The organism is Streptomyces sp. NPDC056169 (genome assembly GCF_042268445.1).
Classification (GTDB): domain Bacteria; phylum Actinomycetota; class Actinomycetes; order Streptomycetales; family Streptomycetaceae; genus Streptomyces.
The window spans coordinates 431,027-456,459 of sequence record NZ_JBHJUO010000003.1; the positions used below are offsets into that span (position 1 = coordinate 431,027).

General features: G+C 74.4%; 18 protein-coding genes, 1 tRNA gene and 1 riboswitch. Of the genes, 12 read left to right on the forward strand and 7 right to left on the reverse strand.

The features are described from left to right. Positions 1 to 43 precede the first annotated feature (43 nt). On the reverse strand, positions 44 to 1,354 hold the full coding sequence (locus ACFC0G_RS07010) for a DUF1254 domain-containing protein (protein ID WP_376398348.1): 1,311 nt from the start codon (positions 1,352 to 1,354) through the stop codon (positions 44 to 46). Positions 1,355 to 1,457: 103 nt separating this feature from the next. Further along, entirely contained in the window at positions 1,458 to 2,402 is a 945-nt protein-coding gene (sigJ, locus tag ACFC0G_RS07015; RefSeq protein WP_376398351.1) for an RNA polymerase sigma factor SigJ, read from the reverse strand. Positions 2,403 to 2,586: 184 nt separating this feature from the next. Between sigJ and ACFC0G_RS07020 the strand changes: the two genes are divergently transcribed. The 9 genes from ACFC0G_RS07020 to ACFC0G_RS07060 all read left to right on the forward strand — a co-directional run bounded on the left by ACFC0G_RS07020 (position 2,587) and on the right by ACFC0G_RS07060 (position 10,876). Further along, the gene (locus ACFC0G_RS07020) at positions 2,587 to 3,081 is read left to right on the forward strand and encodes a rhodanese-like domain-containing protein (protein ID WP_376398353.1); all 495 of its coding nucleotides are present in this window, start codon (positions 2,587 to 2,589) and stop codon (positions 3,079 to 3,081) included. 51 nt (positions 3,082 to 3,132) lie between these two features. Next, positions 3,133 to 3,206 (forward strand) — tRNA-Met (locus ACFC0G_RS07025). A gap of 128 nt (positions 3,207 to 3,334) precedes the next feature. After that, complete coding sequence (locus ACFC0G_RS07030; protein WP_376398356.1) at positions 3,335 to 4,075, forward strand: MerR family transcriptional regulator; 741 nt, start codon at positions 3,335 to 3,337, stop codon at positions 4,073 to 4,075. Positions 4,076 to 4,199: 124 nt separating this feature from the next. Further along, positions 4,200 to 4,583, forward strand: coding sequence for a hypothetical protein (locus ACFC0G_RS07035; protein ID WP_376398359.1), 384 nt, complete (start codon positions 4,200 to 4,202; stop codon positions 4,581 to 4,583). A 74-nt stretch (positions 4,584 to 4,657) separates the two neighbouring features. After that, positions 4,658 to 5,758, forward strand: coding sequence for a PLP-dependent cysteine synthase family protein (locus ACFC0G_RS07040; protein WP_376398362.1), 1,101 nt, complete (start codon positions 4,658 to 4,660; stop codon positions 5,756 to 5,758). After that, complete coding sequence (locus tag ACFC0G_RS07045; protein WP_376398365.1) at positions 5,755 to 6,969, forward strand: MFS transporter; 1,215 nt, start codon at positions 5,755 to 5,757, stop codon at positions 6,967 to 6,969. Before ACFC0G_RS07040 ends, ACFC0G_RS07045 begins: the two co-directional genes overlap by 4 nt. A 123-nt stretch (positions 6,970 to 7,092) precedes the next feature. Then, complete coding sequence (locus ACFC0G_RS07050; RefSeq protein ID WP_376398368.1) at positions 7,093 to 8,307, forward strand: PP2C family protein-serine/threonine phosphatase; 1,215 nt, start codon at positions 7,093 to 7,095, stop codon at positions 8,305 to 8,307. A 201-nt stretch (positions 8,308 to 8,508) separates the two neighbouring features. After that, a riboswitch (cyclic di-AMP (ydaO/yuaA leader) is annotated at positions 8,509 to 8,655 on the forward strand. Positions 8,656 to 8,666: 11 nt separating this feature from the next. Next, positions 8,667 to 9,860: a M23 family metallopeptidase gene (locus ACFC0G_RS07055; RefSeq protein ID WP_376398371.1), complete on the forward strand. Its 1,194-nt coding sequence runs from the start codon at positions 8,667 to 8,669 to the stop codon at positions 9,858 to 9,860. A gap of 65 nt (positions 9,861 to 9,925) precedes the next feature. Further along, positions 9,926 to 10,876 carry an aldo/keto reductase gene (locus tag ACFC0G_RS07060; protein ID WP_376398374.1) on the forward strand — a complete coding sequence of 317 codons (951 nt, stop codon included), beginning with the start codon at positions 9,926 to 9,928 and terminating at the stop codon, positions 10,874 to 10,876. On the opposite strand, the gene ACFC0G_RS07065 is transcribed toward ACFC0G_RS07060, so the two are convergent. The 4 genes from ACFC0G_RS07065 to ACFC0G_RS07080 all read right to left on the reverse strand — a co-directional run bounded on the left by ACFC0G_RS07065 (position 10,873) and on the right by ACFC0G_RS07080 (position 16,276). Continuing rightward, on the reverse strand, positions 10,873 to 12,186 hold the full coding sequence (locus tag ACFC0G_RS07065) for a PrsW family intramembrane metalloprotease (RefSeq protein WP_376398377.1): 1,314 nt from the start codon (positions 12,184 to 12,186) through the stop codon (positions 10,873 to 10,875). The genes ACFC0G_RS07060 and ACFC0G_RS07065 overlap by 4 nt on opposite strands. Positions 12,187 to 12,256: 70 nt before the next feature. Beyond that, a complete protein-coding gene (gene trmB, locus ACFC0G_RS07070; protein ID WP_362252644.1) occupies positions 12,257 to 12,976 on the reverse strand; it encodes a tRNA (guanosine(46)-N7)-methyltransferase TrmB in 720 nt (239 codons plus the stop codon). Positions 12,977 to 13,361: 385 nt separating this feature from the next. Further along, positions 13,362 to 14,546 carry an L-2-hydroxyglutarate oxidase gene (gene lhgO, locus ACFC0G_RS07075; protein WP_376398380.1) on the reverse strand — a complete coding sequence of 395 codons (1,185 nt, stop codon included), beginning with the start codon at positions 14,544 to 14,546 and terminating at the stop codon, positions 13,362 to 13,364. A gap of 200 nt (positions 14,547 to 14,746) precedes the next feature. Further along, entirely contained in the window at positions 14,747 to 16,276 is a 1,530-nt protein-coding gene (locus tag ACFC0G_RS07080) for an MFS transporter (protein WP_376398382.1), read from the reverse strand. 581 nt (positions 16,277 to 16,857) lie between these two features. On the opposite strand from ACFC0G_RS07080, the gene ACFC0G_RS07085 reads away from it, so the two are divergent. The 3 genes from ACFC0G_RS07085 to ACFC0G_RS07095 all read left to right on the forward strand — a co-directional run bounded on the left by ACFC0G_RS07085 (position 16,858) and on the right by ACFC0G_RS07095 (position 23,202). Continuing rightward, a complete protein-coding gene (locus ACFC0G_RS07085; RefSeq protein WP_376398474.1) occupies positions 16,858 to 19,044 on the forward strand; it encodes an asparagine synthase-related protein in 2,187 nt (728 codons plus the stop codon). 126 nt (positions 19,045 to 19,170) lie between these two features. After that, positions 19,171 to 19,767, forward strand: coding sequence for a Uma2 family endonuclease (locus ACFC0G_RS07090; protein WP_376398477.1), 597 nt, complete (start codon positions 19,171 to 19,173; stop codon positions 19,765 to 19,767). 72 nt (positions 19,768 to 19,839) lie between these two features. Then, positions 19,840 to 23,202, forward strand: a complete 3,363-nt coding sequence (locus tag ACFC0G_RS07095) for a BTAD domain-containing putative transcriptional regulator (RefSeq protein WP_376398385.1) — start codon at positions 19,840 to 19,842, stop codon at positions 23,200 to 23,202. Here the strand turns inward: ACFC0G_RS07095 and ACFC0G_RS07100 are convergent. After that, complete coding sequence (locus tag ACFC0G_RS07100) at positions 23,189 to 25,360, reverse strand: sigma-70 family RNA polymerase sigma factor (protein WP_376398388.1); 2,172 nt, start codon at positions 25,358 to 25,360, stop codon at positions 23,189 to 23,191. The two genes, ACFC0G_RS07095 and ACFC0G_RS07100, sit on opposite strands and share 14 nt — an antisense overlap. Positions 25,361 to 25,433 lie beyond the last annotated feature (73 nt).

The following is a 25,433-nucleotide window of genomic DNA, read 5'->3' on the forward strand; positions in this document are numbered from 1 at the left end:
GAGGGCCCCGGGCGAGGCGGCCCCCGGGTGAGGCGGCCCGGCGTCAGTCCGCGACGGTGAGGGGCGGGAGATGCCAGCCGCCGTCCAGGACCGACGGATCGGGGCCGTACATCCGGACGACGACGGTGAAGGGCCCGTCGGGCGCGGGCAGCCAGTTCGCGGCCTGCTCGGGTTCGGCCGGGCGGTCCTTCCGTACGTACAGGGTGAGGCCGCCGTCGTCGTCGTACACGAGCCCGGGGGTGCGGTCGCCGATCGAGTACCGGTCGATCTCGTTGTCGACGAGGAGCCGGTCGGGCAGCCGGTACATCGTGGCCGACCAGAAGAAGCGGGCCGGGGGCAGGTGGCCCGCCGGGAAGTGGATGACGTGGTCGTGCTCGGCGGCGTTCGGCGGCCGGTTGTGGCGGTCGTCCGCCACCCAGCCGCCGTACCAGGCCTCGGCCGCGGGGAGCCCGTACAGCCCCATGGCCGCGGCGACCGCCCGCCCGAGGTGGTCGTCGCCGAGCTCCGCCCGCGTGCCGAAGAGGCTGGTGGAGTCCGTCGTGGTGCTCTCGGCCTCCTCCAGACGGGCCCGGGCGTCGGCGATGCCCTGCTCGACGGCCGTGCGCAGCTCGGGGCTCAGCGCGGACGGCTCGAACTCGCCCGTGCCGGAGACCCCGAGCGCCGCGAGCCGGGTGCGCAGCTCGCGGTCCGCGTCCAGGGCGGGGAAGAACTGGAGCAGGAAGTCGAGGAGCGTGAAGAACTCGATGTTCTCCAGGTCCTCCTCGCGCCAGACCGGCCAGACCGGCTCGTCGGCGGGGTGCGGCGCGGCCGTGTCCGTGTACGTGGAGAGGGGGCGCAGCAGGTACTGCTCCTGGATCGCGCGCAGGGCGGGGACGTCCTCGGGGCCGGACAGGTAGGTGCGGCCGACGACGCCGACGAGGAAGGTGTCGGCGCGCAGCACGCTCGTGATGCCCTCGGGGACCGTGCCGTTCCAGCCGGGTCCGGCGAGGAGGTGGTCGCCCGCCTCCTGGCCGGTCGTCCGGGCGCCGACGTAGCCGACGTACGCGGTGTCGAGGTCGTGGAACGGCAGGACGTAGTAGCGGTCGACGGCCGGGACGGAGATCACGACGGGCTCGGCGCGCAGATCGAGCCAGGCCCAGGAGTACGGGGTGTCGTTGTTCGGGGTCACGACGTCGGTGTTGGCCGCGGTGAACGGCTCCGAGTAGTGCCGGAAGCGCCCGAAGCCGCCCACGTACCGGGGGTCGTCGGCGTCGATCGCCTGCGGGTACATCGTGCGGTAGTTCTCGAGGACCGGGTAGCCCCAGATCCAGGCGTCGGCCGCCGTCCGGCGGGCCTCCTCGGGGGTCGGTTGCACAGCGGCCACCTTCGCGGTCGGCGGACGGGAGGGGATCAACTCGTACAAAATCGCACGAAAGATCCCCTCCCGCATGCCGTGTGCCCCGAGCGGGGCTCCCGGCTCAGAACGTCGCGCGGGCCAGGTCCTCCTCCGAGAGGCCGAGCGCGGCGAGCCGCTCCGGGTCCGCCAGGATCTGGAGACCGACGATCCGGTCCTCGGCGATCGTGAACGCCATGAGGACGGTGGGGCGGCCGTCGACGACCGCGACGAACGCGGGCGAGCCGTTGGCCACGACCGGCAGCGACGCCTGCCGGAACTTCGCGTACAGGAGCGCCTGCGAGATGACGGCCTCGGCGCCCCGCACCACCTTGGACGCGGCCGCGAGGATCCGGCCGCCGTCCGCCCGCAGCACCACGTCGGGGTCGAGGACGGCGAGCAGGCCCTCGAAGTCGCCGCCGTTCGCGGCGGCGAGGAAGGCGTCGGCGATCTCCCGCTGGCGGCGCGCGTCCGGCCCCGCGGCGGGCGAGGCGTCCTGCACCCGGCGGCGGGCCCGGCTGGCGAGCTGGCGGGTGGCGGCCGGGGTGCGGTCCACGATCCGCGCGATCTCGTCGAAGGAGACGGCGAACATGTCGTGGAGGACGAACGCGAGCCGCTCGGCCGGCGACAGCGTCTCCAGGACGACGAGGAGCGCGAGACCGACGGACTCGGTCAGCTCCGCCGTGTGCTCGGGGTCGGTGGCGTCGTGGGGACGGACGACGGGGTCGGGGACGTAGTACTCCAGCGGGTCCTCGCGGCGCGAGCCGCGCGAGCGCAGCATGTCGAGGCAGACGCGGCCGACGACGGTGGTCAGCCAGCCGCTGAGGTTCTCCACCGCGCTGACGTCGGTGCGGCTGAGCTTGAACCAGGCCTCCTGGACGGCGTCCTCCGCCTCGCTCAGCGAGCCGAGCATCCGGTAGGCCACGGCCCGCAGGTGGCCGCGGTCGGCCTCGAACCGCCGGGCCAGTGCTTCCTTGCCGTGGTCCAGTTCGGCGTTCACTCGTCGATCTCCCCCTTCGCGTCCCGTCATGTCGTCATGACGGATGGAACCCTGCCGATGTGACACGATCCGCGGCGCTCCGGCGGCCCGAACGGTCTCGTTGCGTGAGATCCCCGCCGCCCCGTGGCGAACGCCCGGGATTCCCCGGCCGAGCCCCCCGACCACCGTGAATCACCACTTCAGGACCATGATCCTCGTCCGTAGATTGATCACCATGACGACGACAACGACGCAGGTCAACCCCGTACTCCGCACCCTGCCGGCCACCCCCGCCGCCGCTGCCGCGTACTTCTCCGCCAGCCTCGCCTTCCACGCCGACGTCTCCGACGTGGCCTCCGCGCTGGCCACCGCGACCGCCGAGGGCACGGACCCGGGCTTCGTCGTGATCGACTCGCGCTCCACCGCCTCCTGGGACCAGGGGCACGTCCCCGGCGCGCTCCACCTGCCGACCGCGCTCATCCCCGAGCAGGCCGAGCAGCTGCTCGACAAGTCCGTGCCGGTCGTCACGTACTGCTGGGGCCCCGGCTGCAACGGCGCCACGCGCGCCGCGCTGGCCCTCGCCCAGCTGGGCTTCCAGGTGAAGGAGATGCTCGGCGGTTTCGAGTACTGGGTGCGCGAGGGCTTTGCGTACGAGACGTGGGAAGGGCCCGCGGAGAAGACCGCGGACCCGCTCACGGCGCCGGTGGACTCCGACGACTGCGGCTGCTGAGAAACCGATTTCGTGTTTGCCCCGGTCATGACGTAGAGTCGTGTTTACCGACGCGGGGTGGAGCAGCTCGGTAGCTCGCTGGGCTCATAACCCAGAGGTCGCAGGTTCAAATCCTGTCCCCGCTACTCAGTAGCAAACGAAGGCCCGGATCCTTGTGGATCCGGGCCTTCGTCGTTCCCGCGGACATGCGCGCCTGCGCCCCCGCACTTCTCCGCTTGACCTTGACGCGACGTCAAGATTTAGCGTGGTCGGCATGGAGTGGTCGATCCAGGAGATCGCCAAGAAGGCCGGCACCACCAGCCGCACCCTCCGCCACTACGGCGAGCGGGGACTGCTGGAGCCGAGCCGGATCGGCGCGAACGGTTACCGGTACTACGACCAGGCGGCGCTCGTGCGTCTGCAGCGCATCCTGCTGCTGCGCGAGCTGGGGCTCTCGCTGCCCGCGATCGCCGAGGTCCTGAAGGGGCAGAGCGACCCGTCCGCCGCGCTCCGCACCCATCTGCTCCTCCTGGAGCAGGAGCGGGAGCGCATCGGCCGGCAGATCGAGGCCGTCCGCACCACTCTCCACAAGACCGAGAAGGGAGAAGAGCTCATGGCAGAGGAAGTCTTCGACGGCTTCGACCACACGCGGTACGAGGAGGAGGTCACCGAACGCTGGGGCCGCGCGGCGTACGAGAAGGGCGACCGCTGGTGGCGCTCGCTCGACGCGGAGGGGAGGAAGGCCTTCCTCGACGAGCAGGCCGGCATCGCCCGCGACTTCGGGCAGGCGGCACGGGACGGCCTGGCCGCCGACAGTGACGAGGTGCAGGCGATCACGCGGCGCCAGATCGCCTGGCTGTCGGCCACCTCGACCCCGACCAAGGAGTACGTGATCGGGCTCGGCCGCATGTACGTCGACGACCCGCGCTTCACCGCGAACTACGACAAGCACGGCGAGGGCACCGCGCTCCTCGTGCGGGACGCGATGGCGGTCTACGCGGAGCGGAACCTGTAGCCACCGCGCCGGAAGTGCTCGGAGCGGCCGGAAGTAATCCGAAGTAGTCGGAAGTAAACGGTGGCCAAAACCGCGCCCGTCGCTTTGCCGGTGCGCGACACCCCACCGTAGTCTCGCGCACACCATGAGTGACGAGTCTGTGCGTGACGTACGACGGCGGGCGCCCGCCGTCCTCGTCCTGCTCGCGCTCCTCGCCCTCCTGATGAGCGTCTGCCACGGAGCGCACGGGCACGTCCTGCCCGCCTCCGGCACCGCGGTCGTCTCCGCTCCCGCCCTGCCGCACGGCTGCGACCAGCCCGGGGAGGCCTGGTCCTTCGACGCCCACCTGCCCGCGCAGACCGTCGCCCCGCAGCTAGCCGCGCCGTACGTCTCGGCCGGGGCCGTCACCCCGTCCTCGTACGCGGCGGACCTCCGCACCGACCCCCGCGCGCGCTGCGTCCGGGGCAGAGCGGGACCCGGCCCCGAGCCGGGCCGTCTGCTGATCGCCCTCGGAGTGGACCGGAACTGAGCCGGGTCCACGGGTGCCCTCGCACCCGCGTGACCAGGTTCCTTCCGGCGTACCACCTCAAGGACGTATCTCCCATGCGCAATCCGCTCTCCGGCACGACCCTGCCCGTCGCCGTCCCGACCGTCGGCAACACCCCGGTGCTCTGGACCGACGACGGCTACTGGGCCAAGCTCGAAGGCTTCAACTTCGGCGGCATCAAGGACCGCGCCGCCCTCTACATGGTCGAGCAGGCCCGCCGCCGCGGTGAGCTGCGGCCCGGCGCCCCGATCGTCGAGTCGACCTCCGGGACGCTCGGCCTCGGACTCGCCCTCGCCGGCGTGCTGCACGGCCACCCCGTGCACGTCGTCACCGACCCCGGCCTCGAACCGATCGTCGAGCGGATGCTCGTCGCCCACGGCGCACAGGTCCACGTCGCCGCCGAGCCCAGCCCGCTGGGCGGCTGGCAGCAGGCCCGGATGGACCTGGTCGCCGAGCTGCTCGTGCGCCTCGACGGGGCCTGGTGGCCCAACCAGTACGGGAACCCCGACAACTGCGACGCCTACACCGGGCTCGCCGCCGAGCTGTCCGAGCAGCTCGACCGGATCGACGTCCTCGTCTGCGCGGTCGGCACCGGCGGGCACTCGGCCGGGATCGCCCGCGCGCTGCGCGCCACCGGCAGCCCCGCGCTCGAACTGGTCGGCGTGGACTCGGTCGGCTCCACCGTCTTCGGCCTGCCGGCCGGGGAGCGGCTGATGCGCGGCCTCGGCTCCTCCATCCACCCGGCCAACGTGGACCACGGGGCGTTCGACGAGGTCCACTGGGTGGCGCCCGCCGAGGCGGTACGGGCGGCCCGCCGCCTGGCCTCCCGTCAGTTCGCCACCGGCGGCTGGAGCGTGGGCGCGGTCGCGCTCGTCGCCGGATGGCTGGCCCGCACCCGGCCGCGCGGGACGCGGATCGCGGCCGTCTTCCCCGACGGGCCGCAGCGGTACTTCGACACCGTCTTCAACGACGAGTTCTGCGCGGCGCACGGGCTCCTCGACGGGCCGGTGCGGGAGGACCCGGTCGCGTACGCGCCGGACACGCCCGTCGACGGCTGGACCCGCAAGGTCCTGGACCGCGAGGCCACGGGCCGTACGGCCACGGGCCGTGACGTCATGGGCCCCGAGGCCGCGCACCGGGCGGGGCTGGGCCGGTGAGCCTCGCGACCGCGCCTCCGCAGGGAGGCCTCTGGAAGCAGAGCCGTACCTTCGATCCGGCCGTACGGCTGCTCTTCCTCAACCAGCTCACCATCAACCTCGGCTTCTACATGCTCATGCCGTTCCTGGCCGCGCACCTCGCGGACGGGCTCGGCATGGCGGCCTGGGCGGTCGGGCTCGTCCTCGGCGCCCGGAACCTCTCCCAGCAGGGCATGTTCCTGGTCGGCGGGGCGCTCGCCGACCGGCTCGGCTTCAAACCGCTGATCGTGTCCGGCTGCGCGCTGCGGACCGTCGGCTTCGGGGCGCTCGCCTTCGCGCAGTCGCTGCCGATGCTGATCGCCGCCTCGCTCGCGACCGGGCTCGCGGGGGCGCTGTTCAACCCGGCGGTCCGGGCCTGCCTCGCGGCCGAGGCCGGGGAGGAGCGGCGCGTACAGGCCTTCGCGCTGTTCAACGCGTACTACCAGGCGGGCATCCTGCTCGGGCCGCTCGTCGGGGTGGCGCTCACCGGGGTGTCGTTCCGGCTGACGTGCACGGTGGCGGCGGTCCTGTTCGCCGGCCTGACCCTCGTGCAGCTCCGGCATCTGCCCGTACGGGGCGTGTCCGGGGGCCGGGGGGAGCGGGGGCAGTTCCGTACGGTCCTCTCCCACCGGACCTTCTGGCTCTTCTCGCTCGCCATGACCGGCTCGTACGTGCTGTCCTTCCAGGTCTATCTGGCGCTGCCGCTCGCGGCGGAGGGCACGGGGCTCACGACGGCGCTGTTCGTCGTGTCGGCGCTGGTCGCGCTCGCAGGGCAGCTGCGGATCACGGCCTGGTGCCGGCGCCGCCTCGACCGCGAGCGGTGTCTGGTCCTCGGGCTCGCGCTGATGGGCGGGGCCTTCCTGGTCCCGGTGGCCCTGGGCCGGGGCGTGGCCGGGCTGCTGCTGTGCGCGGCGGTCCTGGCCGTGGCGAACGCCGTGCTCTACCCGTACGAGATGGACACCGTCGTCGCCCTCTCCCGGGGGCGCTGGGTGGCCACCCACTACGGGCTCTACAACACGGTCTGCGGGATCGGGATCACCCTCGGGAACCTGGGCACGGGCGCGCTGCTCGACGTCACCGGCTGGTCGGCGGTGCCGTGGCTGACGCTGTGCGCGGTGGGCCTAGTGTGCGCGGCGGCGGTCGCCCTCCTCGCCCGCGGCGGCCGCCTCGCGGCGCCCCCGGACACCCCCTAGGGGGTGTCCGGGGGCGTACGCCAGTCGGCCCCGTGGAGGTCGCCGCCGGGTGCGGCGGCGGCCACCCTGGGAGGGCGCGGTACGGATCACCGTGGCCGGTACGGACCGGGCAGGAGAGCACAGGTGGGGCACCCCCTAGGAGCAGCGGGTCGCGGGCGGCGGGGCGGCGAGGGCCGCGGCCCGTACGGCGGGGCCCGGCGCTTCCTCCGCGCGCTGCCCCCGCTGATCATCGTGGGCGGTGTCGTCTTCGACGTGCTGACGCCGCCCGCGTACACCGCCGCGCCGCTCTTCTCCGCCGCCCCGCTGATCGCCGCGCCGTTCTTCTCGATGCTCACGACCCTGCTCACCGGGCTCGCCGCCGTCCTCGCCTCCGTCGGCCTCCACCTCTACAACGACACCGCGGCGGGCATCCCGGCCCTCACCGAGGCCCTCACCGTCGTCACCGTCTCCGCGCTCGCGCTCCTCATCAACCGGGTCGTGCGGCGCAGCGGCGAACGGCTGGCCTCCGCGCGGGTCATCGCGGAGACCGCGCAGAAGGCGGTGCTGCCGACGCCCGCCGAGCGGATCGACGGGCTGCAGTGCGCGGCCCGTTACGAGGCGGCGCAGGCCGACGCGTTCATCGGCGGCGACCTGTTCGCCGTGCAGGAGACCCCGCACGGGGTGCGGCTCGTCGTCGGGGACGTCCGGGGCAAGGGGATGGACGCGGTCGAGGCCGTCGCCGTGGTGATCGGGGCGTTCCGGGAGGCGGCCGAGCAGGAGCGGAGCCTGGAGGGCGTGGCGCAGCGGCTGGAGCGGGCGCTGACCCGGGAGGGGACCCGCAGGGACGGGCTCGACGCCTTCGAGGGGTTCACGACGGCCGTCCTGGCGGAGATCCCGCGCGTCCGCGAGGGCGGCGCCGGGACCGTACGGGTCGTCAACCGGGGCCATCCGCCACCGCTGTTGCTGTACGTGGACGGCAGCCTGGACGTGCTGGATCCGGCGGAGCCGGCGCTGCCGCTCGGCATGGGCGAGCTGGCGGCGTGGCCGGACCGGGCCGAGGAGCGGCCGTACCCGCCCGGCGCGACGCTGCTGTTCTACACGGACGGCCTCTCGGAGGCGCGGAACACGGCGGGCGTCTTCTACGACCCGGCGTCCCGCCTCGCCGGGCGGATCTTCCCGGGGCCCGAGGAGCTGCTCGACGCGCTCGTGGACGACGTACGGCTCCACACGGGCGGCGCGTCGACGGACGACATGGCGCTGCTCGCGCTGAGCCGGCCGGCGGCGGGGCAGCAGGAGAGGCGCAGGACGATGCCGGTGGTGCCGCCGGTGCCGCCGGACCGGACCGGTCACCAGGCGTAGTCGAGGAGTGTCACTCCGATAACAATTGACATAACGTCAGATCGTGGGGGTTTGGCGGCGCCTTTCTGAAGGGGGGTCAACTCGGGCGATTCCCGACCAATTCAATGAATGATCACCGGGAACAGCTTGGAATCGGACCCCCCTGTCTATTAACGTTCGATAACGCAGCGCGGTCGTCACAACCGTCGCAAGAGACGGCACCGTGCGCACGCGCCGAATCCTGAAAAGGAACCGGGGAACCACTACTTGGGGTGAATCGGGCCCTTCGCACCCGTGCGACCGTGCCCGTAGGAGACCTTCCTGCTCCGAACCCGTCAGCTAACCCGGTAGGCGAGAAGGAAGGAAAGGAGCGCGCCTCCGTGGCGTCCAACACTCCCGCACCCGAAGCCCCCTTCGATGCCTTCGGTGGTGGTGCGGGTCCTGCCGCTCCGGACACCGAGTGGAATCCCACCGAGGGCTCCCTCCGCGCCGAGAGCCGCTCCGGCGGCCGGCACCGGGTCGTCAAGCAGCGCTCCAACTTCGCCCGCTCCTCCACCGTCCTCGGCGTCGGCGTCATCGCGGCCGTCGGCGCGGGCGGTCTCGCCACCGCGCAGGAGAAGCCGCCGGTCGCGATATCGCTCCCCGACCTCCCGGACCTCGCCGACCTGAACCTCCCGGCCGCCGAGGACCTCCCCGGCGTCGGCGAGCTGTTCGCCGACGACGCCGACGAGCAGATCCGCGACACCATCGAGGCGACCGGCGGGAACGCGCACCCGCTCACCGCCGCCACGTACGTCACCCCGGCAGCCGACACGACGGCCGGGACCGGGACGACCGCCCGGACCGCCCAGGCCACGTACACCCCGCAGGCAGGGACGGCCACGGCCGCCGATGTCGCCGACGCCGGCGAGGTCCTCCGCGCCCGCATCCTCCAGCAGGCCGAGCAGCAGCAGGCCTCCGCCGACGCCGCCGAAAAGGCCGCAGCGGAGAAGGCGGCGGCCGAGAAGGCGGCGGCCGAGGCCGCGGCCAAGGCCGAAGCGGCGGAGAAGGCGGCCGCCGAGGCGAAGGCCAAGGCCGAAGCGGAGGCCAAGGCGAAGGCGGAGGCGGAAGCCAAGGCGGAGGCCGAGCGGAAGGCCGCGGCCGCCGAGGCCGAGCGCCTCGCCCAGCTCGCCGCCAGCTACTCGATGCCCCTCTCCTCGTACTCCCTCAGCGCCACCTACATGCAGTCCGGCTCGATGTGGTCCTCCGGCTACCACACCGGTCTCGACTTCGCCGCCCCCACGGGCACCCCGCTGAAGGCCGTCCACAGCGGCACCGTCAAGTCGGCGGGCTGGTCCGGCTCCTACGGCTACCGCGTCGTCCTGGAGATGGAGGACGGCACCGAGATCTGGTACGCCCACCTCTCCTCCATGACGGTCGCCGCGGGCCAGACCGTGACCACCGGCGAGACGATCGGCCGCGTCGGCGCCACCGGCAACGTCACCGGCGCCCACCTCCACATGGAGGTCCACACCTCGGGCGGCGACGGCATCGACCCGGCGGCCTGGCTCCGCTCCAAGGGCCTGCCGGTCTGAGGCCCTGAAGGCCTCGGGACGTCCCAAGCGGAATACGCCCGGTGGCGCGGAGGGTTGATCACCCCATGACTTCTCTCCGCACGCTGGGCTCTTCCGACCTGCACGTCTTCCCGCTCGCCCTGGGCGGCAACGTCTTCGGCTGGACCGCCGACGAGGCACAGTCCTTCGCCGTCCTCGACGCCTACGCCGCCGCCGGCGGAAACTTCGTCGACTCCGCGGACGTCTACTCCGCCTGGGCCGAGGGCAACGAAGGCGGCGAGTCCGAGACCGTCATCGGCCGCTGGCTCGCCTCCCGCGGCAACCGCGACGACATCGTCGTCGCCACCAAGGTCGGCGCCCACCCCCACTTCAAGGGGCTCTCCGCCACCACCATCAAGGCGGGCGCCGAGGAGTCGCTGCGCCGCCTCGGCACCGACCACATCGACCTGTACTACACGCACTTCGACGACGAGACCGTCCCCGTCGAGGAGATCGTCACCGCCCTCGACCAGCTCGTGAAGGACGGCAAGGTCCGCGCCGTCGCCGCCTCCAACATCTCCCCGGAGCGGCTGCGCGCCTCCCTCGACTTCGCGGAGGCCGAGGGCCTCGCCCGGTACGTCGCGCTCCAGCCGCACTACAACCTGGTCTCGCGCGACACCTACGAGGGCCCGCTCCTGGAGACCGTCGAGAGCGCCGGACTCGCCGCCGTCCCGTACTACGGTCTCGCCGCCGGCTTCCTCACGGGCAAGTACCGCCCCGGCACCGAAGTCGACAGCGTCCGCGCCTCCGGGGCCGGCGGCCACCTGGAGACCGACCGCGGCCGGGCCGTGCTCTCCGCGCTCGACGCGGTCGCCGAGGCGCACGAGGCCGAGCTCGCCACCGTCGCCCTCGCCTGGCTCGCCTCCCGGCCGACCGTCGCCGCGCCGATCGCCTCGGCCCGTACGGTCGAGCAGCTCCCGGCCCTGGTCGCGTCCGCGGACCTCACCCTGACGGAGGCCGACCTGGCGCTCCTCACGGAGGCCTCGGCCACCGCCTAGCTTCGGTACGGGTTGTAGCCGCCGTAGTCCAGGTACTGCGGCGGCGCCCACACCCGGCCCGTCGCCCGCGCCGCGTACGTGAGCGCGGGGGAGGCGACCGCCCGGCGCTGCCAGAGGTGGTGCAGGAGCTCCTCCTCCCGGGCCGGGAAGTCGGGCCCGGCCGTACCGCGCCGGGCCCGGTCCCGGAGGAACGCGAGGGTCGTCGCGAAGGACTCGTACTCGCCGACGGCCTGCGCCGCCGGAGGACCGTACGTCCGGGCGGCGAAGGCGCGGGCCAGCTGGCGGGCGCGCATCGAGGAGAGCGCGAGCGGCTCGGCGGGGGAGAGCCAGCCGGCCGCCGCGTACGCCGGGAGCTCCCCGGATATCGTGCGCAGCTCGCGCTGCCGGCTCCACACCGCGAGCCAGGTCAGCAGACCGAAGGCGGGGACCATGAAGCCGCCGTACACGGCGTAGAAGGCCAGGGGGCCGCCGAAGGTGGCGGCGCCGTTCCAGGCGGCGTGCATGCCCATCGCGAGGAGCAGTCCGACGATCGGCAGCAGCACCCGCCGGAGCCGCTTCCCGCGCGGCGCGAGCGCGGCGAAGCCGAAGCCGATGCCGGTGAGCACGGTGAAGAGCGGATGCGCGAACGGCGACATCACGACCCGGACGAAGAACGTTCCGGCGGTCACCATCCCGATGCCGGTGGAGCCGACCTGCTGGTCCTCCCCGAAGGCGTTGCCGAGGTAGAGGATGTTCTCGGTGAAGGCGAAGCCGGTCGCCGTGAAACCGGCGACGACGACCCCGTCGACGAGCCCGCCGAAGTGCCGTCGGCGGAAGAGGAAGAGCAGCAGGATCGCGGCGGCCTTCGCGCTCTCCTCCACGACCGGCGCGATCACCGTGGCGCCGAGGGTGTCCGCCGAGTCCGGGTCGGCGGTGGCCGTCGCGATCCAGCGGACCGCGAAGGAGTTCGCCAGGATCGCGACGAGCGCGGCGGCGAAGGCGCCCCACGCGAAGGCGAAGAGCAGGTTCTTCCAGGGGCCCGGCTCGACCCGGTCGAGCCAGCGGAACGCGGCCATGAGCAGCGGTACGGGAAGCACCGCGAGACCCAGGCCGACGAGGAAGCCCTGGGTGCCGGTCTGCTCGCGGACCAGCGCCAGGATGACCAGGGCGCAGAGCGCGAGCAGGGTGATCACGGCGACGGCCCGGACCAGCCGGCTGCGCCAGAAGGCGCGGCGCGGCCGGTAGCGCCACTGGGACCGGTCGGCGGCGACAGGGAAGGCCGGCTCTTCGGTGTCCCGGTGCGGGACGGGGGCGAGGACGGGGTTCGACACGTCAGCGACCCTAACGACCCGCACCGACACCGGGCGAAGGAGTAACGAACTCCCTGTCACTTCCTCCGGGTCACTTCCTCCGGAAAAGAAGGTCGTGCACGACGTGTCCCTTGTCCAGACCCTGACCCTCGAAGCGGGTGACGGGCCGGAAGTCCGGGCGGGGAGCGAAGCCGCCGTCCTCGCGGGTGTTCTCGAAGTCCGGATGCGCGGAGAGGACCTCCAGCATCTGCTCGGCGTACGACTCCCAGTCGGTGGCGCAGTGCAGGACGCCGCCGGGCTTGAGCCGGGTCGCGAGCAGGCTGAGGAACTCGGGCTGGATGAGCCGCCGCTTGTGGTGGCGGGCCTTGGGCCAGGGGTCGGGGAAGTAGACCCGGCAGCCGTCGAGGGAGTCGGTGACGAGCATCTCGCGGAGCAGGATGATCGCGTCGCCGTTGGCGACCCGGACGTTGGTCAGGCCGTTGCGGTCGGCGAGGCCCAGCAGGTTGCCCTGGCCGGGGGTGTGGACGTCGACGGCGAGGATGCCGGTGCCGGGGTCGGCGGCGGCCATCTGCGCGGTCGCCTCGCCCATGCCGAAGCCGATCTCCAGGACGACCGGGAGCCCGTCGAACATCTCGCCCAGGTCGAGGACCCGCTTGCCGTCGATGTCGAGGCCCCAGTCGGGCCACCGCTTCAGCATGGCCTCGGCCTGCCCGTACGTGACACGGCTGCGGCGCGGCTGGAAGCTCCGGATCCGCCGCTCGTGATGAGCCCCGGCGGGATCGGGCAGGGGCCCCTCACCGGGGGCGAACATCCGACTGCCCCGCCGCGCGACGGGCTGGACGGGGTCGGCGACGGAACGCGGGCTGTTCTCTGGCTGCTCAGACACAATGCCCCAATCCTACGATCGCCCCACGACTACCGGGGTCCGCCGGGGGAGAGCGCACGGTCCGGGGGACCGGGGGGAGAGCGCACGGTCCTGGGCCGACGGCGGAGCGGCAGGCGCCCGCCCGGGGCCCGTCACCGGAGCGGCCGGGTCCGGGCGCCGACGGTGCCGGCGGCGCGAAGCCGCCGCCGCGGGGGTTCGGGGGCGCAGCCCCCGGAGAAGAAGCCCCCCTGCCCCCCACCAGCCCCCGGCAGGGTTTCGGGAAGGGGCGGGGTGGGGGAGACGAACCGCTCGGCACCCCCCACCCGCGGAGCTACAACCGCGCCAGCGCCCGCCGCGCCACCTCGCGCCCGATCGGCAGCGAAGCCGTCGCCGCCGGCGAAGGTGCGTTCAGCACGTGGACCGTCCGGGCCGCCTCCCGGATCAGGAAGTCGTCGACCAGCGTCCCGTCCCGCAGCACCGCCTGCGCCCGCACCCCCGGCGCCGCGCGCCGCAGGTCGGACTCCTCCACCACCGGCAGCAGTCTCCGTACGGCCTCCGTGAAGGCCCGCTTCGACACGGAGCGCCGCAGCTCACCCGCCCCGTACCGCCAGTGCTGGCGCGCTATCGCCCACGACCCGGGCCAGGCCAGCGTGGCGGCCAGTTCGCGCGGGTGGACGACGGACCAGCCGTATCCCTCCCGGGCGAGCGCCGGCACCGCGTTGGGCCCGATGTGGACGCCGCCGTCGATGCCCCGCGTCAGATGCACCCCGAGGAACGGGAACGCCGGGTCGGGGACCGGATAGACCAGACCCCGCACGAGCGAGGGGTCCGCCAGCTCGTAGTACTCCCCCCGGAAGGGGACGATCCGCATCCCCGGGTCGTCGCCCGCGAGCCGCGCGATCCGGTCGCAGTGCAGCCCCGCGCAGTTCACCAGGACCCGCGCCCGCACGACCCGCCCGTCCGCCGTCCGCACGGCGACGCCCCACGGGCGCCGGTCGATCACGGTGACCTCGGCCCCGTACAGGATCCGCGCCTCCGAGAGCTCCGCGAGCCGCCCGGCGACCGCCGTGTAGTCGCAGATGCCGGTCGTGCCGACATGGATCGCGGCCAGCCCCCGCACCCGCGGCTCGTACTCGCTGATCTGCGCCGGGCCGAGCTCCCGCACCGGGATGCCGTTCTCCCTGCCGCGCTGCACGAGCGCGTGCAGCCGGGGCAGCTCGTCGCGCGAGGTGGCGACGACGAGCTTCCCCGTCACCTCGTACGGAATGCCCCACTCCGCGCAGAACTTGACCATTTCGGCCGCGCCCTCGACCGCGAACCGCGCCTTGAGCGAGCCGGGCCGGTAGTAGATCCCGCTGTGGATCACCCCGCTGTTGCGCCCGGTCTGGTGCCGCGCGGGGGCATGCTCCTTCTCCAGGACGGTGACCCGGGTGCCGGGCGCGGCACGCGTCAGCGCGTACGCCGTCGACAGACCGACGATCCCGCCACCGATCACCAGCACGTCACAGTCAAACACCGGCGCCACCTGTCACCTCCCACCCCCGATAGTGCACTGGCCCACTGACAATCCCGCGAAACCTCACGGGACCGCACGAGACGCAGGTCACGCGGATCCGGGCGGATCCGGGCGGCGCCGGGCCGCAGTCGCAGTCGTCGTCGTACGGCTCCGACTCCGACTCCGACTCCGACTCCGGACACGGCCCCGGCGACCGGACCTCACACCGGCGCGACGAGCAGCGGCCGGGCCCGCTCCCTCAGCTCCACGACGCGCGGCTCGTCCCCGTACGGCTCCAGCCGGTGCAGCAGATCCCGTACGTACTCGTTCGTCCGCGCCGAGGAGATCCGCCCCGCCACCTCCACCGCGCGCGTGCCCGCCGCGCAGGCCGCGTCCAGATTGCCCGACTCCAGCTCGGCGACGGCGGAGACGACGAGCCGCAGTCCGTGCGAGCGGACGAACTCCTCGGTCGGCCGGGACAGCGCCTGCTCGGTGAAGCGGCGCACCTCGCGGGGCGCCTTCAGGTCCCGGTAGCACTCGGCGGCGTCGGCGCAGAACCGGTCGTACGAGTAGAAGCCCAGCCATGTCGGGTCGGCGTCGCCGGCCCGGGACCGCTCCAGCCACCCCTCGGCGGCCTTCAGCGCGGCCGCCGCGGCCGGCCCGTCGCCGGCCTTGGCGTGCGCGCGGGCCTCGACGAGCCGGAAGAAGGACATGGTGCGGGCGGTGGCGAGCCCCCGGTTCCGTTCGAGCGCGGCCTGGGCGAGGTCGACGCCCTCGTCGGCGAAGCCCCGGTAGGTGGCCTGGAGGGACATGGAGGCGAGGACGTAGCCGCCGAGGGGCACGTCGGCGGCGGCGCGGGCGAGCCGCAGGGCCTGGATGTAGTAGCGCTGGGCGGCCTCCTGCTGGCCGGTGTCGAAGGCCATCCAGCCGGCCAGGCGCGTGAGCTCGGCGGTCGCCCCGAAGAGGGCGCGGCCGACCTCGTCCGAGTACGAGCCGAGCAGCAGCGGCGCCGCGTCCACGCGTAAGCACTCGGGCACCATCGACGAGCGCCAGTCCCCGCCGCCGTACTTGGAGTCCCAGCGGCGCGCGTCCTCGGCGGCCTCGCGGAGCTTGGCGACGTCGCTGTGGCCCACGCGCACGTGCTCCGCGGCGACCGCGGCGGCGGAGCCCGGGTCCAACCCGCCGGACCCGGACCCGGACCCGGAGCCAGTCCCGGCCCCGGAGCCAGTCCCGGACCCGGTCCCGGAGCCGGGGCCGCCGCCGGGACGGGGCGCCTCGCGCTCCACCGACGGGTCGGCGGGGGTTATCAGCCAGCGGGAGGCGGGCGTCGCGTACGCGCTCACGGCGAAGGAGCCGGCCAGCGACTGCCAGATGCCGCCACCGCCGGCCCGCCGCCCGGCGAGATCCAGCCGGTACAGGTCGGTGGCCGAGCGGACCGCCTCGCCCACGTCGCGCGGGAAGGCGAGCCCCACCTCGGGCGCCGGGTCGGCGTCCGCGAGCCCGATCTCGTGCAGCGGCACGGGCCGGCCGAGCTTCTGGCCGATCGCGGCGGCGATCAGGTGCGGCGCGGCGCCCTGCGGCACCATGCCCTTCGACACCCACCGGGCGACCGACGTCTTGTCGTAACGAAGCGTCAGTCCCCGTTGTGCGCCGAGGTCGTTGACGCGCCGGGCGAGCCCGGCGTTGCTGATTCCCGCGAGGGCGAGAACCGTGCCGAGCTTTTCGTTCGGCCCGCGTTGCTCCCTGGACATCACGCCACCCCTCGACAACCCAGACGGCCGCCACGACGCCGGGCATAGGCGTGCGGCATTCGTAAACACAGCGTAGTTCGCCGCATCCCTACCGTTAAGGGGCGGTGTTCCGTATGGCGAGATTGTTGTGTGACCGGTCGGCGGAAGGGGGTGCCCGCCCGCCCCGTGCTCCCGCCGTGTGGCCGTGCGCCCGGCCGTGCGCTCTCGTCCGGGCGGCGGGGGGAGCGCTTCCATGGACGGTGCGTGGGTCGGCCCGCTCGGCCGGGAACGGTGTCCCGGACCAGTGGGCTGGGGGACACCGCCGCTCAGCTCCCCGCGGGCGGCGGACGGCGCCGGGAGGCGGGAGCGCCTCCCGGGCTGCCGGTGACGCATGAGGACGGGGGGCGAGCCGGGCGGACGCCCGGACCCCCGGACGCCCCTCCGACCCTCCGGGGAGGGTCGATATTTGGCCGAATGACGCCGGTACCCAACTGGCCCATGCCAGGGGCGCATTCACCTTTCGCACGCGTGCACCCGGACTCCGCCCCGTGCGCCGTTGTCGTGGCAGCATGGCCTCCACCGAAACGGACGTGGAGGCGCCGATGCGATGGCTGGTGGGCTGGAGCAGCGTCGCCGCGAGCTTCGCAACGACCGCGGGGGCCTGGGCGGGAGCGGTGAACGGCGGCTACGACTCCACGGCGGGGTACGACGCCGGTTACGGCACGGGCCACGCCCCGGGGGCTGACAGGCACACGGTGCACACCGTGCAACCGGTGGGCGCGCAACTCCTCTGGGGCGACCCCGATCCGCTGTGGGCGGTCGGCGACTGGCGCCCCGACGAGGTGCGGGTGGTGGCCGTCGACGACCACACCCGCCTCGCCGTGCTCGGCTGCTGCGCCGCCACCGACGAGGAGCTGCGGGTCGGCCTGCTCACCGCGCGCGGGGGCGCACTGCGGCATCTGACGGCGTGGCCCGGCAGTTACACCGTCGTCGTCAAGGCCGGCCGCCGCGTCACCGTCACCGGTGATCTCGCGGGCGCCCGGCCGGTGTTCCACACTCCGTGGGCCGGCGGCACCGCCTACGCGACCGCCGCCCTGCCGCTCGCCGACCTCGTCGAGGCCCAGCTCGACATCGGCCACCTCGGCGCCCTGCTCGCCTGCCCCGAGACCCCTGAGGCGCTCCGCGACTCCACCCCGTACGAAGGGGTGCGGCGGGTGCCGCCCGGCCACGCGCTGATCCTGCGGGAGGGCTCGCGGGAGATCGCCGGGTACGAGGCGGTGGCCTCGCTCGCGGTCGCGGCGCCCGAGTCCGACGCCCGGCAGGCCGTCGAAGGGGTGCGGGACGCGCTGGTCGAGGCCGTACGGGCCCGGCTCACCGCGCCCCGGCACGCGCCCGAGGCCCCGCTGCCCGACCCGGGCCCGGTCCCCGGGATGGGGCCCGCCGACCGGCGCGCGGCCCGGGGCGGCGGCCCGGCGCCCGGCATCGGCGCCGACCTGTCCGGCGGCAGCGCCTCCGGCACGCTCGCCCTCCTCGCGGCGGGGCTGCCGGGGCGGCCGGGCACGATCCTCGGCCACGGGACGGGCGCGGGGGAGCGGCTGCTCGCGGTCACCTTCAACGACCTGGCGACCCGGACCGGCGCGGACCGGGAGGACGAGCTGAAACGGGCCGGGGAGCTCGCGGCCGACCCGCGCCTGCACCACGTGGTCGTCGCGGCCGGCGAGGAGGCGCTCCCGTACGCCGCGCTGGACGGGCCGCTCACCGACGAACCGGGCCCCGCACTCGTCACCGCGGAACGCCACCGCAGGCGCCTCGCGGGCGGCAGCGCCGACCACTTCACGGGGATGGGCGCCAAGCAGGTCCTGGACGCGCACCCGGCGCGCCTCGCCGACCTCCTGATGGACCGCAGGCGCCGCTCGCTGGTGCGCCCGGTGGCGGCGCTCGCCAAGGCGTCGGGTGCGTCGGCGGGCGCGCTCCTGGTGCCGCTGACCGTGTACAGGGCGGCGCGGAGGCTGGCCCGTACCCCGTACCGCACCGGTCTGGAGGCGGCGGCCCGCCGCGTCCAGGAGGCGAACCGCACGCCCCCCGACGGCTTCGGCCCCCTGGAGGCCTCGCTCTCCGCCCTCACCTGGTCGCGTCCGGGGCCGGCGGCGCGCTGGATGACGGGGGAGGCACTGGCTGAAGTATCGGTTCGCCTGAACCGTGCGGCGACCCTGCCGGCCTCCGTCCAGCGCCCGGGCGAAGCACGCGCGCGTGCCGCCCTCGCCCGCGCGGCGGCCGACCACCGGGTCCTGGAGCAGGCCGCCGAGATCCGCGGCCAGCGCCTCCACGCCCCGTTCCTCGACAACCAGGTGGTACGGGCCTGCCGCGGCCTCCCCGAATCACTCAGGGTCCAGCCGGACGCCCGGGCGACCATCCTGCGCACGGTCCTCGCGGGCGCCGGAGTCCACGACCTCCCCCCGGGCTGGGGCGCCCCCCACCCGGCGGTCCCGCCCGCCGCCACCCGCGCGGGCCTGCGCGCCGCCCTCCCCCACCTCCTGGCCCTCTTCGACGCCCCGCTCCTCGCGGACGCGGGCCTGATCGAGGCCCGCGTCGTCCGCGAGGCCCTGCGCGCGGCGGCCGACGGCGCCCCGATCCCCCTGGACGGCCTCGCCGACCTGGTCTCCACCGAACTCTGGCTCCACCGCCTCCTCGCCCGCCGAGGCTCCTGCTGGACGAACACCACGGAACCCCGCGCCCACCGAGCGGTCCAGGGCCCCCTGATCCCGGCATCGCGGTCACTGCCGGCGTGAGGCTGGGCCGCGGCCTTCGGATGAAACGTCACAGCACGCTCGTTCGAGTGAACGACTCCCTGATCTGCCGGCACGTTGGGCCTACGCTGAGAACGTCTCACCGAGCGAAGGAGGTCTGCCATGGCGATGGCGCCGCCGGCACCGGAGGATGCGTTCTCCGAGGGCATGCCCGACCGTGAGGGCGCGAGTGTGCAGGAGACCTTCGAGCTGTTCAGCGCAATGGCCCCGAAGGGCTGGCGCGTGGAGCTGATCGAAGGGGAGATCTGCGTGGTACCTCCGGCCAATGGTGAGCACGAGGCGATCGTGACCGAAGTAGTCGAACAGGTCATCGCCCGTCGTGTCGACAAGGAACTGCGCAACTTCACAGGCATCGGCCTGCACGTTCCCGGAGCCACGGACACCGCGCGGGTCATTCCCGACCTCGTGATCGCCCCGAAGGGCAGCTTCGACGACCAGCACGAGTGGCACGTCCCCGACGCCGTCCTTCTCGTTGCCGAGGTGACCTCTACTTCCACCGCGAGCCGCGATCGCGTCCAGAAGATCCGGGCCTACGCCCGGGCAGGCATCCCCGTCTACCTCCTGATCGACTGCGAGGCCGGCGAGACCGTTGTGTGCTCCGAGCCTTCCGGGGACGACTTCGGCCACAAGTCCATCCACAAGCTGGGGGCAGTCGTCCCGCTTCCCTACCCGCTCGGCTTCGAGCTCGACACCTCGGAGTTCTGACCGTCGCGCCCTCAGGGTCCCACCCGGGTAAACCCCGAGGCGTACCCGTACGCCACCGGACACAATGAGCCGGTGCGGTATCTCATCCTCGGGACCACCGAGGCCCTCGACCCCCGCGGCACCCCCCTTCCCCTCGGCGGCGCCCGCCTGCGCGCGCTTCTCGCCGCGCTCGCGCTGCGCGGTGGACGGGCCGCCTCCACCTCCGAGCTCGCCGACGACGTGTACGGGGACGACCCGCCGCAGGACGCGCCCGCCGCCCTCCAGGCCCTCGTCGGCCGCCTCCGCCGGGTCCTCGGCGCGGAGGCCGTCGCCTCGACCCCCGGCCCCGGCTACCGGCTCGTCGCCGGCCCCGACGACATCGACCTGTACGTGTTCGAGCGCCGCGTCAGGGACGCCGGAGCCCGCCTCGACGCCGACGACCCCGAGACCGCCGCCGCCCTCCTCCGGGAGGCCCTCGCCCTCTTCCGCGGCCCCGCCCTCGCCGACCTCCCCGAACCGGCGGGCGTCCGGCCCGAGGCCCAGCGACTCGCGGCCCTGCGCCGCCGCGTCGAGGCCGACCTGCGCCGGGGCGCCACCGACGGACTCGTACCCGAGCTGACCGAGCTCACCACCACGTACCCGTACGACGAGGCCTTCCACGCCCACCTCATCCGCGCCCTGCGGGCCGAGGGTCGTCACGCCGACGCCCTCGCCGCGTACGACTCGGCCCGCCGCGCCCTCGCGGACGCCCTCGGCGCCGACCCGGGCCCCGAACTCGCCGCCCTCCACCGCGAACTCCTCACGTACGCCCCGGAGCCCGCGCCCGCGTCGGAGCCCGAGCCCAAGTCGGATCCCGCGCCCGCGTCCGCGTCCGGTCCCGTGTTTGAGACGCCCCACGCCCCCGGCAACATCCGCCCCCGCCTCACCTCCTTCGTCGGCCGCGAGCCCGAGATCGCCGCGCTCCAGGGCGACCTGACCCACTCCCGCCTCGTGACCCTCACCGGCCCGGGCGGCTCCGGCAAGACCCGCCTCGCCGAAGTGACCGCGCTGCGCGCCGCGGGCCCCGCCGCCTGGATCGCCGAGCTCGCCCCGCTCGACGACCCCGAGGCGCTCCCCGGCGCCGTGCTCTCCGCGCTCCGCCTCCGCGAGATCAACCTGCTCAACCGCGACGGCCTGCCCCTCCAGGACGACCCGACCGCCCACCTCGTGGAGCACCTCGCCCGCCGCCCGTTCCTCCTCGTCCTCGACAACTGCGAGCACGTGATCGACGCGGCCGCCGCCCTCGCCGAGACCCTCCTCACCCACTGCCCGCAGCTCCGCATCCTCGCCACCAGCCGCGAACCCCTCGGCGTCCCCGGCGAATCGGTCCGCCCCGTCGAGCCCCTCCCGCCCGACCCGGCCCACCGCCTCTTCGCCGAGCGCGCCCGCGCCGTACGCCCCTCCTTCGACCCCACCGCGGACGCCGCCACCGTCGACGAGATCTGCCGCCGCCTCGACGGCCTGCCGCTCGCCATCGAACTGGCCGCCGCCCGCCTCCGGCTGCTCTCCCCGCGCCAGATCGCCGACCGTCTCGACGACCGGTTCCGGCTCCTCACCTCCGGCTCCCGCACGGTCCTCCCCCGCCAGCAGACCCTCCGCGCCGTCGTCGACTGGTCCTGGGACCTGCTCGAACCCGCCGAGCGCACCCTGCTCCGCCAGGTCTCCGTCTTCGCCGGCGGCTGGGACCTCGCCGCCGCCGAGGCACTGGCCCCCGGCGCGGCCGACACCCTCGGCGCGCTCGTCGACAAGTCGCTGGTCGTGGCCACGCCCACCGACGAGGGCGAGATGCGCTACCGCCTCCTGGAGACCATCCACGAGTACGCCGTCGAGCGCGCCACCGAGGCCCCCGAGCTCCTCGCCGCCACCGCCGCCGCCCACACCGCCCACTTCACGGCCCTCGCCGAGGAGGCCGAGCCCAAGCTGCGGTCCGGGGAGCAGCTGCCCTGGATCGGCCGGATCGAGCGGGACCTCGACAACATCCGCGCCGCGCTGCACCGTGTCCTCCTCACCGCCCCCGACGAGGCCGCCGCCCACCGTCTCGTCTTCGCCATGGGCTGGTTCTGGTGGCTGCGCAACTACCGCCCCGAGGGCCTGGCATGGGTCGAGCGCGCGCTCGACCTCGGCGAGGACCCCGCCGCCCCGACCGCCCCCGCTACCCCGACCGTCCCGACCGCCCCCGCCGCCCCGGCCGACCCCCGGTACTGGCCTCGCATGCACCTCCGCATGCTCCATTTCTTCCTCGCCGTCGAGAACCACACGGCCGCCCAGTTCCGCGACGATCCCGAAACCGTCGCCCTGGTCGCCCGGGTGCGCGCCGCGTTCGGCTCCGAGCCCGGCCCCGAGGCCGCCCGCTTCCCGGGCCTGCTGTGGCCGTTCACGGCGTACCTCACCGAGGAGCCGGTGCGGATCCGCGCCCTCCTCGACGCCTCCGTCGCCAACTGCCGCCGCCACGGTGGCGACTGGGAGGTCGGCGTCAGCCTGATGTTCCGTACGCACCTGGTCGTCGACATGCCCGGCGGCCTGTCCGACGGCATGTCCGGCGTCGACGAGGACCTGGCGGAACTCCGCGTCCTCTCCCGCCGCGTCGGCGACCGCTGGATGGGCGCCCAGATCGCGAGCGCCGCGGCCGAGGCGAACATGATGCGCGGCCGCCACGAAGCCGCGGGGGAGGCGTACGAGGAGGCCCTCCGGCTGGCCCGCGAGGTCGGCGCCCACGCCGAGACCCCGTTCCTCATCGCCCGGCTCGCCGAACTCTCCTACCGCGCCGGTGACATGGAGACCGCCCGGAAGGGGCTCGACGAGGCCTCGCGGGAGGCCGAGCGCTACCACGTGCGGGACACCCAGGTGTTCGTGTGCTTCCTGGGCGCCGCCATCGCCTTCCACCTCGGCGACATCGCGGCGGCCCGCGCCCGGTTGGAGACGGCGGGCGGCCTGGTCGACACCGGTCCCGCACCGCCGCACTTCGCGGCCGTGATGGCCGGGCTCGCCGCCCGCGTCGAGGCGTACGAGGGCGGGGGCGCCGCCGCCGTGGCCGCCGCCGCCGACGCGCTGCGCGCCGCGCGGGACGCCCAGTGCGCGGACCTCATCGTGGCGGCGCTCGCCGAGGGGCTCGCGGTCACGCTGGCCGAGGCGGACGAGACGGCCCTCGCGATGACGGTGCTGGCCGCCGTCGACTCCTGGCGCGGCGGGCTGCCCCGGTCGGTCCCGGAGCTGAAGGAGCTCGAGGAGGTGACGGCGCGGTCGCTCGCTGCCCTCGGCGCGTCCGGCCTCGCCGCCGCCCGTGCCACCGGCGCGGGCCTCGCCCTCGACGACGTCCTGGCCCTCGTCGACGCCTACATCAGTACGAGTCCGGAGCGGCCGGAGCGACTGGAGCCGCCGGAGCCGCCGGGGCGGCCCGGGCGGGTCAGGAGCAGCTGATCCGGGACTGCGCCCAGTCGGCGACCGCGGCCCGGCCGAAGGGCGTGTGCTCCTCGACCACGAGCCGGATCGTGGAGCGGCCCGTGATGTCGACGTGCACCGGGACCGGCGGGTCGCCCGCCCGGACCACGTCGGAGCGCCAGAGCCGTTCGCCGTCCCCGTAGACGGAGAAGCGGACGCCGCCCTGGCCGAACAGGGCGCTCATGTCGTCGATGCCGACGACCGCGTCGTAACTCGTGCACTGCCGGTTGAGGTTGATGAGCAGCGAGGACGGCGCGTGCACGCTGACCCCGTGGGCGTACGAGGTGTCGCTGATCGAGAGGCCGTTGCGCGGCCACATCCAGCTGCTGTCGGAGAGGGACACCTCGGGCTTGGTGCCGTCGCCGAAGATCCCGTACTCCAGCTCGTCGACCTGGTAGACGGCGGCCGGAGCGGGCGGCGGCGGGGTGGGGGTCGGCTTCGGGGAGGGTTTCTCGGAGCTGGGCGTCGGCTTCGGCGTCGGGGTGGGCGTGGGCGTCGGCTCGGGACTCGGCGTCGGCGTCGCCGAGGGCGTGGGTGTGGGCGTCGGCGTGGGGCTCGGCTGCGGAGAGGGCTTCTCCGGGCTGGGCGTGGGTGTGGGCGTGGGCGTCGGGGTCGGCTTCGGCGTGGGCTTCGGCGGATCGGACGGTACGGGCGGAGGCGGCGGTTCGGGCGTCGGCGTCGGCTTCGCCGGGGGAGCGGGCTCCTCCGGGACGACGGGGGTGACGACCGGCTGCGGGGGCTTGGGCGCGGCGACGGGCTGCGGGTCCCCGGCCATGGCCCAGACGAGCCCGGCGGCCGCGGCGACGGCCAGTCCGGCCGCGATGCCGGCCTTCGCGGGCATGCCGAGCCCCTCGCCGACGGCACCACCCGAACCCGCGCCCCCGGAAGCGCCCCCGGCCGCGCCTGCGGCACCCCCGGTCGCGCCTCCCGCCGCGCCTCCGGAAGCACCCGAGGCCGCGGCGGCCGCGCCCGCGCCGGCGGCGCCGACGGCACCGCCCGCGACGACACCGGCGGCCTTGAGCGAGTACCCGGCGGCGAACCAGCCGATGACGGCGATCGGCAGCAGCGCGGGGATCCCGGCGTTCACATGGGCCAGCTCACCGGCGGCGAGCCGGCACTTCGCGCACTCCTCCAGGTGCTTGCGCAGCCCGCGCTCGGCCCGCATCCGCAGCCCGCCGCGCGCGTAGGCGCCGAGCCGGTCCGCGTACCGGGCGCAGTCGCCGCCCGAGGTGAGGGACTGGCTGACGTGGGCCTGGAGATAGGCCTGCTTGAGGCCCTCGCGGGCCCGGCTGGCGAGCACGGCCGTGGCGTTGGCGGTCAGCCCGAAGAGGGGGGCGACGTCGCTCGGCGACTCCTCCTCGACGGTGGTGTGCCACAGCACGGCCTGCCAGCGCTCGGGCAGCGAGCGGAAGGCCTGCATGGCGAGCGACTGCTCGGCCTCGTGCATGGCCCGTACGTCGGCGCCGAGGTCCATGGTGTCTTGATCGGAGACATCGGAGGAGCGGGAGGCGTCCGCCGCGAACACGGCGAAGTCCTCGACGAGGTGCTCCCGCTTCTGCGTCCTGGCCCAGTTCGCCGCGACCCGCCGGACGGTGGTCATGAGGTAGGCGCGCACGGCCTGTTCGGGCCCGGCCCCGCCGCGTACGGCCTGGAGGGTGCGGGCGAAGACCTCGGCGGTGAGGTCGTCGGCGGTGTGCGCGTCGCGGCAGCAGGTACGCGCGTACCGGCGGACGGCCTCGGAGTGGCGCCGGAACAGCTCCTCGTACGCGGAGTCGTCGCCGTCGCGCATGAGCTGGACGAGTTCGGCGTCGGAGGGCGGCAGTTCGACGGCCGGCGGAAGGACCCCCTCGGCCTCGTCGCCCAGCCCGTCCCCGTCCCCGTTGTGGTCCGCCGCGGCGTGGGTCGCCCCCGCGACGACCCCGGCACCCGACGCGGCACCCGTCTTGCCCTCGCGCTGCTGCGGGACGCTCGCCTCGACCGTCCCGGCCGCGCTCGCCGGCGCACCCGGCGCCCCGCTCGCGGGCCCACCGGAGAGACTTCCCGGGCCGCCCTGGCTCGGCACCTGCCGGGGAGGCGGGCCTCCGGTCTCCGCGGCGCCGCCGCTGCCCAGCGGATCGTCCCGACCGTCACCGCTCATCGCGGAAGCCCCCGTACGCACGCCCAGACCAGAACACCGGCCAAGACTGCCACAGAGCGCGGGCACGCCGAAG

Bases quoted from the DNA above. Each gene is read 5' to 3' on its own strand.
- ACFC0G_RS07040 (WP_376398362.1), top strand. From the start codon at position 4,658: ATGCGCAATCCGCTCTCCGGCACGACCCTGCCCGTCGCCGTCCCGACC.
- ACFC0G_RS07060 (WP_376398374.1), top strand. From the start codon at position 9,926: ATGACTTCTCTCCGCACGCTGGGCTCTTCCGACCTGCACGTCTTCCCG.
- trmB (WP_362252644.1), bottom strand. From the start codon at position 12,976: ATGTTCGCCCCCGGTGAGGGGCCCCTGCCCGATCCCGCCGGGGCTCAT.
- ACFC0G_RS07085 (WP_376398474.1), top strand. From the start codon at position 16,858: ATGCGATGGCTGGTGGGCTGGAGCAGCGTCGCCGCGAGCTTCGCAACG.
- ACFC0G_RS07100 (WP_376398388.1), bottom strand. From the start codon at position 25,360: ATGAGCGGTGACGGTCGGGACGATCCGCTGGGCAGCGGCGGCGCCGCG.
- ACFC0G_RS07020 (WP_376398353.1), top strand. From the start codon at position 2,587: ATGACGACGACAACGACGCAGGTCAACCCCGTACTCCGCACCCTGCCG.
- sigJ (WP_376398351.1), bottom strand. From the start codon at position 2,402: ATGACGGGACGCGAAGGGGGAGATCGACGAGTGAACGCCGAACTGGAC.
- ACFC0G_RS07030 (WP_376398356.1), top strand. From the start codon at position 3,335: ATGGAGTGGTCGATCCAGGAGATCGCCAAGAAGGCCGGCACCACCAGC.
- ACFC0G_RS07090 (WP_376398477.1), top strand. From the start codon at position 19,171: ATGGCGCCGCCGGCACCGGAGGATGCGTTCTCCGAGGGCATGCCCGAC.
- ACFC0G_RS07080 (WP_376398382.1), bottom strand. From the start codon at position 16,276: ATGTCCAGGGAGCAACGCGGGCCGAACGAAAAGCTCGGCACGGTTCTC.
- ACFC0G_RS07035 (WP_376398359.1), top strand. From the start codon at position 4,200: ATGAGTGACGAGTCTGTGCGTGACGTACGACGGCGGGCGCCCGCCGTC.